Genomic DNA, 10,978 nt, shown 5'->3' with positions numbered 1-10,978 from the left:
TGGCCGGGCGGACTTCGAACGGCGGTTCACCGACAGCGCGGGCTGACGGCGCGCGGGCTGCCCGGGACGTGTCAGAGCGCGTGTCCGCCTGCCACCTGGAGCACCTGGCCGGTGATCCAGCGCGCCTGCCGCGAAGCGAGGAACACCACGGCGTCGGCGATGTCCTCCGGCTCGCCGACCCGGCCGAGCGGCACCAGGCCTCGCACCTCCTCCTCGAGCGCGGCGCTCATCCAGCCCGTCTGCACGGGCCCCGGCGCGACCGCGTTCACCCGGATCCCCTGCCCGCCCAGGTCCAGCGCGCTCGCGCGCGTCAGCGCCTCCAGCGCTGCTTTCGAGGTCCCGTATCCGATCTGCCCCGGGAAAGCCCTGGCGCTGTCGGTCGAGACGTTCACCACGCACGGCGGCTCCGCGCCCCGCCGTCGCGCCACCTCGGCGATCAGCAACGCGGGCGCCACCGCGTTGACCCGGTAATGCCGCTCCAACGACGCCGCCGACAGCGCGTCGATCGTGTCCGGCGTCTCGCAGTGCGCCGCGTTGTTGACCAGCACGTCCACCGGGCCGAGCTGCTCCGCCACCTCGGCCACCAGGCGGCGTGGGCCCTCCGGATCCGCCAGGTCCGCCGCGACCGCGACCCCACCCAGGTCCCGCGCCAGCGAAACCGCCGCCTCCACCGCGGGCGTGACGTGCGCCCACTCGCCACCCTCCGGCGGCGCCGGGTCCTCCGCCAGGTAGTGCACCGCGACCCGCGCCCCCTCGGCGGCGAACGCGCGGCTGATCGCCGCGCCGATGCCGCCCGCGCCACCGGTGACCAGAACCGTCCGGTCACGCAAGCCGGTTTCGATCATGGAACCGAACGTATCAGCTGATATGTGCGCTTTCGCCCGGTTCCAGCACGTGCAGCCGGTCGCTCAACCCCGCCCCGGCGAACGCCTTCCGCACCTCGTCGGGGCCCTCGCTGAAGTGGGCCCACCCGCGGGTGTGCACGGGCACGATGTTGCGCGCCCGCAGCGCGTGGGCGGCCTCGGCGGCGTCCTCGCTGGTGAGGGTCAGCGGGGCGCCGTCGAACAGGGACGTGCGCGCGGCGCCTGCGAACAGCACCGCCAGGTCCAGGCGCCGCAGGCGGCGGGAGATGTCCCGCACCACGTCGAGCGACGCGTTGTCCCCGCTGACGTACACCGTCGGCAGGTCCTGGCCGGTCAGCACGAAACCGATGACCTCACCGGTCAGCTCCTCGCTGCCCTTCGGCCCGTGCTGGGCAGGCACGGCGGTCACCGCGACCGGCCCGATGTGCAGCTGGTGCCACGGCGCGAGCCCCTGCGCGGTGCCGCCCAGCCTGCGCGCGCCGCTCGGCGTGGTGAGCGTCAGCAGGGCCTGTTCGACGTACCGGCGGCCGTCCGGGTCGAGGTTGTCCGCGTGCTGGTCGTGCGACAGCAGCACCGCGTCGACCGGGCCGACCTCCGCCGCGGACAGGCCGGGGCCCTCGGTCTTCGTCAGCGGCCGCCCCGGCGTCGTCTCGTGCACGCCGGCCGGGCTGAACGTCGGGTCGGTCAGGAACCGCTTGCCACCCACCTCCAGGAGCAGCGTCGGGCCGCCGACGTAGGTCACCTGCACACCGTTCGCCATCACCAGCACCCACCTCCACACGGGGAACTTCCCGCCACACCAATGAGTCTGACACGAACGGCCGTTCCCGGAGGAGCCTCAGTGGAGGGTGAGTTGCGCCGGATCGCTTCCGTGGGCGGGGGATCAGGGCTTCAACCGCCGCCGCGAGGAGATCACCCCGGTGTTGAAACCGGCCAGGTGCAACCCGCCCGCGAAGCGCGCGTGCTCGATCTTCACGCACCGGTTCATCACCACGTCGAGGCCCGCCTCGCTCGCCCGCTGCGCCACCGGCTCGTGCCACAGGCCCAGCTGCAGCCACAGCGTCCGCGCGCCCGCCTTGATCACTTCCTCGGCCACTTCGGGCAGGTCGGAGTGCTTGCGGAACACGCTGACCAGGTCCGGCTCACCCGGCACGTCCGCCAGCGACGGGTACACCGGACGGCCCAGCAGCGTCGACAGCCGCGGGTTGACGAAGTGCACCTCGTACTCGCTGGAGGACAGCAGGTAGGTCGCGACGAAGTAGCTCGGCCGCGCCGGGTTGTCCGACGCGCCCACGATCGTCACCGACTTCGTCCGCGACAGCAGCGCGAGCCGCTCCCGCGCCGTCGGCGGAGACCAGGACAGGGGCGATTCCGACCGGACGGCTCCGGCGGGCACGGTCGTCTCGAGGCTCATGCGGCCTTCACCGCCGCGGTCAGGGCCTGGTCGATGTCCCACAGGATGTCCTCGGCGTCCTCCAGCCCGACCGACAGCCGGATCAGGTCCGGGCCGACGCCGCCCGCCTCCAGCTGCTCGTCGGAGAGCTGCTGGTGCGTCGTGGAGGCGGGGTGGATGACCAGCGTGCGGGCGTCGCCGACGTTCGCCAGGTGCGACAGCAGCTCGACGGACTCGACGAACTTCTCGCCCGCCGCGCGCCCGCCCTTGACGCCGAACGAGAACACCGCGCCCGGCCCGAGCGGCAGGTACTTCTTCGCCAGCTCGTGGTGCTTGTGCCCGGGCAGCCCGGCGTAGCTCACCCACGCCACGCGGTCGTCGGCGTCCAGGAACTCCGCGACCGCCTTGGCGTTGGCCAGGTGCGCGTCCATCCGCTGCGGCAGCGTCTCGACGCCCTGGAGCAGCAGGAACGCCGAGTGCGGCGACAGCACCGCGCCGATGTCCCGCAGCTGCTCGGCACGCAGCCGGGTGCAGAACGCGTACTCGCCGAAGTTCTCCCAGTACTTGAGGCCGCCGTAGCTCGGCACGACCTCGGTCATGCGCGGGAACTTCCCGTTGCCCCAGTCGAACGTGCCCGATTCGACGACGATCCCGCCGAGCGTGGTGCCGTGCCCGCCGAGGAACTTCGTCGCCGAGTGCAGCACGATGTCCGCGCCGTGCTCGATCGGGCGGCACAGGTACGGCGTCGCCAGCGTCGCGTCGACCACCAGCGGGATGTCGTGACTGTGCGCGAGGTCGGCGAGCCCGGCGAGGTCCGCGATGCCGCCACTCGGGTTGCCGATGACCTCGGTGAAGATCAGCCGGGTGCGGTCGGTGATCGCGGCCGCGTAGTCGTCCAGGCTGTCGCCGGCCACGAAGGTCGAGTCCACGCCGAAGCGGCGCAGGGTCCCGTCCAGCTGCGTGACGGTGCCGCCGTAGAGCCCGCTCGCCGACACGACGTGGTCGCCCGCCTCGGTCAGCGCCGCGAACGTGAGGAACTCCGCGGCCTGCCCGCTGCTGGTCGCGACGCCGCCGATGCCGCCCTCCAGGCTGGCCAGGCGCTCTTCGAAGGCCGCCACGGTCGGGTTGCCGATCCGGCTGTAGATGTTGCCGTACTTCTGCAACGCGAACAGGTTCGCCGCGTCGGCCGCGTCCTCGAAGACGAAACTCGTGGTCTGGTAGATCGGCACCGCCCGCGCCCCGGTCACCGGATCGGGAGACCCGCCGGCGTGCAGGGCGCGGGTGCGGAAGCCCCAGCTGCGCTCACTCACCCGGCCGACGCTACCTCCCGGTGCGGCGGTCGGGCGACCGTTCCCGCGCGGTGGACCCCGAGCGCGCCGCGTACGGTGAGTTCATGATCAACGAGGATCGGGACGTCCCCACCGCTCTCGGCACGCTCCGGGTCGCCGTCCGCGGCTCCGGTGAACCGATCGTGATGTGGCCCAGCCTCCTGATGGATCACACGCTCTGGCAGGCGCAGGCCGGCCACTTCGCGCAGCGGTACACCACCGTCGCCCTCGATCCACCCGGGCACGGCGCCAGCAGCGCGCTCACCAGGACCTTCACCCTCGACGAGTGCGCGGGGGTCGTCTGCGAGGTCTTGGACGCGCTCGGGTTCGAGCGGGCGCACTTCGTCGGCAACTCGTGGGGCGCGATGGTCGGGGCCACCTTCGCCGCGCGCCACCCGGAGCGGGTGCTCACCAGCACGTTGATGAACGGCACCGCCTCCGCCGCGCCGGACCGTCAGAAGGCCGAGTACGCGGTGCTCGTGGCGGCGGTGCGGCTCCTGGGCGGCATCCGCCCGCCGCTCACCGGGTCGGTGGTCAAGGCGTTCCTCGGGCCGACCTCGCTGCGCACCCGGCCGGAGGTCGTCGCCCGCGTCCTCGGCCTGGCCCGCCGCAACGATCCACGGTCCGTGAGGCACGCGGTGACCAGCGTCGTGTCCCGGCGGCCGGACCAGCGCGGGCTGCTCGCCTCGATCAGCACGCCCGTGCTGGTCATCGGCGGCCGCGAGGACGCGACCTTCCCGCCCGGCGAGGTCGAGGAGATGGCCGCCGCCATCCCGGGCGCCGAACTGGTCGTCATCGAGGACGCGGCCCACCTCGTCGCCGCCGAGGTGCCGGACACCGTCAACAAGCTGCTGGACGAGTTCCTCAGCCGAACGTGAGCCGCAACCGCTGCTCCCGTCCAGCTGGAGTCAGCCCTTCGTCCCGAAGAGCCGTGCGAGTTGCTCCGCGAAGTGGGACGCCACCGCGGACAGCTCATGGTCGCCACGCTGTCCGGCGCGGGCGAGGCGGACGGGGGCGCCGCGTCCGGGGTCGTCAACACCGCCGTCCAGTTGGGGCTGTCGGCCGGGCCCGTGACGATCGGCACAGCGTTCTTCGGGCGGCTGGGCCGGACACGGGTTCGCTTCGGTGACCCAGACCGGACTGCTCGTCGGGCTCGGTCTGTTCGTCGTCGCGCTGTCTGTGGGTTTGCTGCAACCGGCCGGCGTCCGCGAGCCCCGTGCGGTGCGCTGATCCCTCAGCCGAACGTCATCCGCAACCGCTGCTCCCGCTCCGAAGGCGTCTGGCGCGGGCAGCTGACGCACTTGGGCGCCCCGCCGGTCCGGTAGATCAGGCAGCACGACGCCCGCCGCACCACCGGGGTTCCGCCGACCTCGACGAAGCGGGGCCTGGGCAGGTGGTCGCCCACGGCGGCGACCACCGCGCCGGCCAGCGACACCCCGCGCGCGACGTCCCCGGCCGCCTTCCCGGCCCACAACAGGACGTTCGCGATCGAGTCGGTCGCGATCGCGCACAACGCCCGGGTTCCGGCGCCGCTCACCTCGGCCACGGCGGCGATCCCGGCGTCCAGCGACCCGGCCAGCGCCTTGCCGATTTCGTCCACATCGGACCCCAGCGGCCGCGACGAGCGGGCGTCCAGCACCCGGCCGTCGGGCACCACGTCCAGCGTCACCGCCTCCAGCGCGGGGTCCATCGCGCGCCCGGTCGCCACCAGCGGGTCCAGCGCGGGCGTCACCAGCACCGCCGACACCGAGTACCACCAGATCGTCCCCAGCACGACCGGCCCGGCGTCGCCGTACAGCCCGGCGGCCAGCCGCAGCTGCGCGGACAGCCAGTCGCGGTCGGTGATCGCGGTCGCCGGCACGGCTGTCATGCGGTCCTCCGGTACTCCGACAACGAAAACGCGAGCGTCACCGCCGCCGGTCCGGCCACGCCGTCGAGCGCGGCCAGGCGGTCCGGGTGGTGCCCGGTCGGCCCCATCCGCACGGCGTTGCGGACGTCGTCCGGCTCCAGCGTCACCCGGTCCCGCAGCGACCGCCGGGACACCAGTTCGAAATGCTCCGACAACGCGGCGTCGAGACGTTCTTCCTTCCGCGAATCCACCTCGAGAACCGGCGCCACCGCCGCGAGTTCGGCCAGGTGCCCCCGTTCGGGCGACACGACGAGCAAAGTCCCGCCCGGCCGCAGCACCCGCCGGAACTCGGCGGCGTTGCGCGGCGCGAACACGTTCAGCACCACCGCGGCCGTCTCCGCCGCGACCGGCCACGGCTCCCACAGGTTCCACACCGCCGCCCCCAGCCGCGCGTGCGCCTTCGCGGCGCGGCGGAGGGCGACCGCCGAGACGTCCAGCGCGAGCCCCGCCGCGTCCGGCAGCCGGTCGAGCACGCCGGCGAGGTAGTAGCCCGTGCCGGCGCCCGCGTCGACCACCAGGCCGTCACCGACGGCACCTGACGCTACCTGCGCCAACAGGTCCCGCAACCCGTCGTAGTGCCCCGCGCCGAGGAACGCCACCCGCGCGGCGACCATCTCCGCGGTGTCGGCCGTGCCCGCCGGGATGCCGGCGTGCAGCAGGTTCACGTACCCCTGTTTCGCCAGGTCGAACGAGTGCCGCGACGGGCACCGCAGCGACCGCCCGTCGAGGTCGAACGCGGACGCGCACAACGGGCACCGCAACGCCGCGACGACGGCGCCGGGCAGCGTGGCGGGCCTGGTCATGCCCACATCTCATCACACCGGCGGGCTCACCCAACGTCACCGGTGACGGGCGGTATTCGACGCCGACGTTTCGTGACCGGACATATCAGCCCTGGTGGCGCGAAACGTGCTCGTAACAAGAGCGGCGGCACAGTTCACCCGCGGGAAACGTGCGAAGTGCCGTCGTGAAACACGGGAATCGAAAACTCCCCGTCAATATCTCGTGTACGGGAGGACGATGTGCTGAACGCAGGAGACACCGCATGGGTGTTGGCCAGCGCCGCGCTGGTCATGCTCATGACACCAGGGTTGGCGTTCTTCTACGGCGGCATGGTCCGCGTGAAGAGCGTCCTGAACATGCTCATGATGAACTTCATCTGCCTGGCGATCGTCGCCGTGCTGTGGACCCTCTACGGGTTCACGATGGCGTTCGGCGACGACGCGTTCAGCGGGCTGCTGGGCAACTTCAGCCACGCGGGCATGGCGGACACCTGGGGTCAGCTGGTCGGCTTCGCCACCGCGGCGACCGACACGACGCCGGAGATCCCGTGGCCGGGCGGCGACGGCATCCCGATGCTCGTGTTCGCCATGTTCCAGCTGATGTTCGCCATCATCACCCCGGCGCTGATCTCCGGTGCCATCGCCGACCGCGCCAAGTTCTGGGGCTGGGCGCTGTTCGTCGTGGTGTGGGTGACGATCGTCTACTTCCCGGTGGCGCACTGGGTGTTCGCGTTCGACGGCTTCATGAGCGCCGACGCGGTCGGCGGCTGGATCGCCAACGAGCTCAAGGCACTGGACTTCGCCGGTGGCACCGCGGTCCACATCAACGCCGGCGCGGCGGGCCTGGCGCTGGCGCTGGTCCTCGGCAAGCGCCGCGGCTGGCCGCGCGACACCGGTCGCCCGCACAACGTGCCGTTCGTCCTGCTCGGCGCCGGCCTGCTGTGGTTCGGCTGGTACGGCTTCAACGCCGGTTCCGCGCTGAGCGCCGGTGACCTCGCCGGTGTCGCCTTCACCAACACGACCGTCGCCACCGCGGCCGCCGTCCTCGGCTGGCTGATCGTGGAACAGCTGCGGTTCGGCAAGCCGACCACGCTCGGCGCCGCGTCCGGCGCGATCGCCGGTCTGGTCGCCATCACCCCGGCCGCCGGTTTCGTCACGCCGCTCGGCTCGATCGCGATCGGTGTCATCGCGGGCGCCGTCTGCGCGCTGGCCGTCAGCCTCAAGTACAAGCTGGGCTTCGACGACTCGCTCGACGTGGTCGGCGTGCACCTCGTCGGTGGTCTCGTCGGCACGCTGCTGATCGGCTTCTTCGGCACCACCAGCGTCAACTCGCTGGGCGCCGACGGCCTCTTCTACGGCGGCGGGTTCACGCAGCTGGGCAAGCAGGCCGCTGCGGCCGGTGTCGTGCTGGTGTACTCGTTCGTCCTGACCTTCATCATCGGCGGGATCATCAAGGTCGCCGGCGGTTTCCGGGTCAGCAAGGAGGACGAGGTCAGCGGCATCGACGAGGCGCAGCACGCGGAGAGCGCGTACGACTTCGTTGGCGGCAGCATCGGCGGCCACAGTGGATCGTCCCCCGCTCCGCTGCCGTCGAAGGACGGGGCGGCCCTGGAAGGAAGCAAGGCATGAAGCTGATCACCGCCATCGTCAAGCCGTTCACGCTGGACGACATCCGCGCCGCGCTGGAGCAGCTGGGCACGCTCGGCATGACCGTCAGCGAGGTGCAGGGCTACGGCAGGCAGAAGGGCCACACCGAGGTCTACCGCGGCGCCGAGTACGCCGTCGACTTCGTGGCCAAGCTGCGGGTCGAGGTGCTCACCGACGACGCGAACGTCGAGAAGGTCATCGAGGCCATCGTCAACGCCGCCCACACCGGCAAGATCGGCGACGGCAAGGTCTGGGTCACCCCGGTCGAGACCGTCGTCCGCGTCCGTACCGGCGAGCGCGGCACGGACGCGCTCTAGGGAAGCACCGGATGGTCGTCGGGGGGGAACTCGCCAAGGCGGCGAACCGGTTGCTGGAAGGCCGGCACGGCAGGCTCGGTGCCTCGGCACTGCGCGCCGCGCTGGTGGACCTGTACGAGTTCTGGCTCAGCAAGGCCGCCGCGGCGGCCGGCGTGGACACCGCCGAACCCGGTGTCGCGCTGGTCGCCGTCGGCGGCCTCGGCCGCCGCGAACTCGTGCCGTTCTCGGACCTGGACCTCGTCCTCGTCCACAACCAGCACCCGGGGATCGCCGAAATCGCCGACGCGCTGTGGTACCCGCTGTGGGACGCGCGCATCGGCCTCGACCACTCGGTCCGCACACCGGGGGAGGCCCTCCAGGTCGCCTCCGAGGACCTGCGGACCGCGATGGGACTGCTCGACGCCCGGCACATCGCCGGGGACGCCGAGCTGACCGGCAGGCTCGCCACGGCGGCGCGCGACCAGTGGCGCCGCACCGCGCGCAAACGCCTGCCGGAGCTGGCCGAATCGACCCGCAAGCGCTGGCAGCGCAGCGGGGAGATCGCCCAGTCCGCCGAGCCCGACCTCAAGTACGGCCGGGGCGGCCTGCGTGACCTCGGGGTGCTGGAGGCGCTCGCCGTCGCCCAGCTCACCGACCGGCCGGGCGAGGAACTGCGCCAGGCCAGGGAACTGCTGCTGGACGTGCGCACCGAGATGCGGCGCGAACTGCGGCGCGACCGGGACGTGCTGTCCGGTGTGGACGCCGAGCTGGTGGCCGCCGAACTCGGGTTCGGCGACCGGTTCACGCTGGCGCGCAAGCTCTCCGGCGCCGGGCGCGCGGTCGGGTACGCGGTCGACGTCGCGTTGCGCGCGACGGCCGAGGTGCCGCGCGGGCGGTTCTCGCGCCGGCCCAGCCGCACCCCGCTGGACGACGGCGTGGTGCTGCACGGCAACGAGGTCGCGCTGGCCAGGGACGCCGTCCCGGCCAAGGACCCCGCGCTGCTGCTGCGCGTCGCGGCCGCCTCCGCCCGCACCCGCACCCCGATTTCCCACGGCACCCTGCGCACGCTCGCCGATTCGGCGCCGGAACTGCGCACGCCGTGGCCGCCCGACGCGCGGGACTCGCTCACCGAACTCCTCGGCGCGGGCGAGGGCCTGATCGACGCGGTCGAGGCGCTGGACCGCACCGGCCTGTGGGCACGCTTGTTCCCGGAGTGGGGCGCGGTACGCGACCTCCCGCCGCGGGAGCCGGTGCACGAGTGGACCGTCGACCGGCACCTCGTGCAGACCGCGGTCGAGGCCGCGAAGCTCACCACCACGGTGTCCCGGCCGGACCTGCTGCTGCTGGCCGCGCTCCTGCACGACATCGGCAAGGGCCGCGAGGCCGACCACTCCGAGCTGGGCGCCGCGATCTCGATGCAGGTCGCCCGCCGCATCGGGCTGCCCGACTCCGACGCCGCGCTCGTCTCCGCCGCGGTGCGGCACCACCTGCTGCTGGTGCACACCGCGACCCGCCGCGACATCGAGGAGCCAAGCACCGTCGCGCGGGTGGCCAAGACCGTCGACAACGACGTGGTCCTGCTGGAACTGCTGCACGCGCTGACCCAGGCCGATTCGCTGGCCACCGGGCCCGGCATGTGGACCGACTGGAAGGCCGGGCTGGTCGCCAACCTGGTCAACCGGTGCCGCCAGGTCGTGCAGGGCAAGGGGTTCAGCCCGCCGGAGCCGCTCGACGCGCGCCGGCGCGAGCTGGTCGCCGCGGCGGTGGCGTCCGGCCGCAGCGAAGTTCTGATCACGCACGACGGCAAGATGGCCACGGTGGTGGTCGCCGCCCCCGCGCGCACCGACCTGCTGGCCCCCGCGGCCGGGGTGCTCGCGCTGCACTCGCTGGAGGTGCACACCGCGGTCCTGCGCGGCCACGACGGCGGACGGGCCGGGATCTTCACCGCGTCCCCGAAGTTCGGATCGCTGCCCGATCCGGCGCTGCTGCGCGAGCAGTTCGCGCGGGCGGTCGCCGGTGGGCTCGCGCTGGAGGCGAAGCTCGCGGCGAAGGAACGGGACTACCAGCCGACGCGGGTGTCGGCCAGGCCGAAGGTGCTGTGGTTCGACGACGAGACCAGCGGTCCGAACACGGTCGTGCTGGAACTGCGGGCCACCGACCGGATCGGCCTGCTGCACCGGGTCGCCGGCGCGCTGCAGTCCTGCGGCGCGGAGGTGAAGTGGGCCAAGGTCGCCACGCTCGGCGCGGCCGTCGTGGACTCCTTCGCCGTCTCCCCGCGCGACGGGAAGCTGGACCCGGCTTGGCGGCAGCGGGTCGAGCAGGCGGTGCTCGCCGCGGCGTCGTGATCCGCTCCGGGGTGTCGCCACGGTTTTCTTGATCGGGGGTGGCAGGATGTCGCTCGTGCCAGAGTCGACGATCCTGCCGCTCACGGTCGCCGCCGCGCACCTGGAGGCCTGCGCCGCGGAGCTGGACCGGGCGCCGGAAACCGATCTCGGGGAGATCGTCGCCGTCCTCAAACACCTCGTCGCCGGGCAGCGCCACCTGTCCGGCGCGCTCACCGGGCTCGCCGAGCGGCTCGGCGAAGCGCGGTTCGGCGCGCTGGCCGCGATGCCGTCGGCCGAAATGGCCGCGCTCGTGGAGATACTCCAGGCAGCAGGCGCCGCGTTCGGCTATTCGGCGGACGCGCTCGGCGAGAGCGAGCCGCTGGCCGCGTTCATCGCCGCGAACGCCGGTGAGAGCACCCGTTTGTAGCTGTTGAAC

At 72.7% G+C, this 10,978-nt stretch carries 11 protein-coding genes; 5 read left to right on the top strand and 6 right to left on the bottom strand.

The window, feature by feature from the left end; translation table 11 throughout:
- Positions 1-71: 71 nt before the first annotated feature.
- The 4 genes from L2C96_RS13210 to L2C96_RS13195 all read right to left on the bottom strand — a co-directional run bounded on the left by L2C96_RS13210 (position 72) and on the right by L2C96_RS13195 (position 3,566).
- On the bottom strand, positions 72-845 hold the full coding sequence (locus tag L2C96_RS13210; protein WP_237336333.1) for an SDR family NAD(P)-dependent oxidoreductase: 774 nt from the start codon (positions 843-845) through the stop codon (positions 72-74).
- Between the two features lie 13 nt (positions 846-858).
- Entirely contained in the window at positions 859-1,632 is a 774-nt protein-coding gene (locus L2C96_RS13205) for an MBL fold metallo-hydrolase (RefSeq protein WP_020418138.1), read from the bottom strand.
- Between the two features lie 114 nt (positions 1,633-1,746).
- The gene (locus L2C96_RS13200; protein ID WP_020418139.1) at positions 1,747-2,277 is read right to left on the bottom strand and encodes a CoA-binding protein; all 531 of its coding nucleotides are present in this window, start codon (positions 2,275-2,277) and stop codon (positions 1,747-1,749) included.
- Positions 2,274-3,566, bottom strand: coding sequence for an O-acetylhomoserine aminocarboxypropyltransferase/cysteine synthase family protein (locus L2C96_RS13195; RefSeq protein ID WP_237336332.1), 1,293 nt, complete (start codon positions 3,564-3,566; stop codon positions 2,274-2,276). Before L2C96_RS13195 ends, L2C96_RS13200 begins: the two co-directional genes overlap by 4 nt.
- A gap of 83 nt (positions 3,567-3,649) precedes the next feature.
- Between L2C96_RS13195 and L2C96_RS13190 the strand changes: the two genes are divergently transcribed.
- Positions 3,650-4,462: an alpha/beta fold hydrolase gene (locus L2C96_RS13190; protein WP_237336331.1), complete on the top strand. Its 813-nt coding sequence runs from the start codon at positions 3,650-3,652 to the stop codon at positions 4,460-4,462.
- 356 nt (positions 4,463-4,818) lie between these two features.
- Here the strand turns inward: L2C96_RS13190 and L2C96_RS13185 are convergent, their stop codons facing one another.
- Both L2C96_RS13185 and L2C96_RS13180 read right to left on the bottom strand, forming a co-directional pair.
- Positions 4,819-5,454, bottom strand: coding sequence for a (2Fe-2S)-binding protein (locus tag L2C96_RS13185; protein ID WP_237336330.1), 636 nt, complete (start codon positions 5,452-5,454; stop codon positions 4,819-4,821).
- A complete protein-coding gene (locus L2C96_RS13180) occupies positions 5,451-6,296 on the bottom strand; it encodes a putative RNA methyltransferase (RefSeq protein ID WP_237336329.1) in 846 nt (281 codons plus the stop codon). The genes L2C96_RS13185 and L2C96_RS13180 overlap by 4 nt, the downstream gene beginning before the upstream one ends.
- Before the next feature lie 219 nt (positions 6,297-6,515).
- Here L2C96_RS13180 and L2C96_RS13175 point away from each other — a divergent pair, with 219 nt between their 5' ends.
- Genes L2C96_RS13175 through L2C96_RS13160 form a run of 4 tightly spaced genes read left to right on the top strand, consistent with a single transcriptional unit; the run spans position 6,516 to position 10,969 of the window.
- A complete protein-coding gene (locus L2C96_RS13175; protein ID WP_051123526.1) occupies positions 6,516-7,904 on the top strand; it encodes an ammonium transporter in 1,389 nt (462 codons plus the stop codon).
- Complete coding sequence (locus L2C96_RS13170; RefSeq protein WP_017987570.1) at positions 7,901-8,239, top strand: P-II family nitrogen regulator; 339 nt, start codon at positions 7,901-7,903, stop codon at positions 8,237-8,239. The genes L2C96_RS13175 and L2C96_RS13170 overlap by 4 nt, the downstream gene beginning before the upstream one ends.
- Positions 8,240-8,250: 11 nt before the next feature.
- Positions 8,251-10,563, top strand: coding sequence for a [protein-PII] uridylyltransferase (locus tag L2C96_RS13165; RefSeq protein WP_020418145.1), 2,313 nt, complete (start codon positions 8,251-8,253; stop codon positions 10,561-10,563).
- 46 nt (positions 10,564-10,609) lie between these two features.
- Positions 10,610-10,969 carry a hypothetical protein gene (locus tag L2C96_RS13160; RefSeq protein WP_020418146.1) on the top strand — a complete coding sequence of 120 codons (360 nt, stop codon included), beginning with the start codon at positions 10,610-10,612 and terminating at the stop codon, positions 10,967-10,969.
- The last annotated feature ends 9 nt before the right edge of the window (positions 10,970-10,978 follow it).

This window comes from Amycolatopsis tucumanensis, assembly GCF_021654135.1.
Taxonomy (GTDB): domain Bacteria; phylum Actinomycetota; class Actinomycetes; order Mycobacteriales; family Pseudonocardiaceae; genus Amycolatopsis_E; species Amycolatopsis_E tucumanensis.
The sequence above is the reverse complement of the archived record's forward strand: the minus strand, read 5'-3'. Positions and strand labels throughout refer to the sequence as shown.

What these genes read in the sequence shown, in the direction of transcription:
- L2C96_RS13210 (WP_237336333.1), bottom strand. Translation starts at nt 845, where the DNA reads ATGATCGAAACCGGCTTGCGTGACCGGACGGTTCTGGTCACCGGTGGC.
- L2C96_RS13160 (WP_020418146.1), top strand. Translation starts at nt 10,610, where the DNA reads ATGTCGCTCGTGCCAGAGTCGACGATCCTGCCGCTCACGGTCGCCGCC.
- L2C96_RS13180 (WP_237336329.1), bottom strand. Translation starts at nt 6,296, where the DNA reads ATGACCAGGCCCGCCACGCTGCCCGGCGCCGTCGTCGCGGCGTTGCGG.
- L2C96_RS13190 (WP_237336331.1), top strand. Translation starts at nt 3,650, where the DNA reads ATGATCAACGAGGATCGGGACGTCCCCACCGCTCTCGGCACGCTCCGG.
- L2C96_RS13200 (WP_020418139.1), bottom strand. Translation starts at nt 2,277, where the DNA reads ATGAGCCTCGAGACGACCGTGCCCGCCGGAGCCGTCCGGTCGGAATCG.
- L2C96_RS13165 (WP_020418145.1), top strand. Translation starts at nt 8,251, where the DNA reads ATGGTCGTCGGGGGGGAACTCGCCAAGGCGGCGAACCGGTTGCTGGAA.
- L2C96_RS13170 (WP_017987570.1), top strand. Translation starts at nt 7,901, where the DNA reads ATGAAGCTGATCACCGCCATCGTCAAGCCGTTCACGCTGGACGACATC.
- L2C96_RS13185 (WP_237336330.1), bottom strand. Translation starts at nt 5,454, where the DNA reads ATGACAGCCGTGCCGGCGACCGCGATCACCGACCGCGACTGGCTGTCC.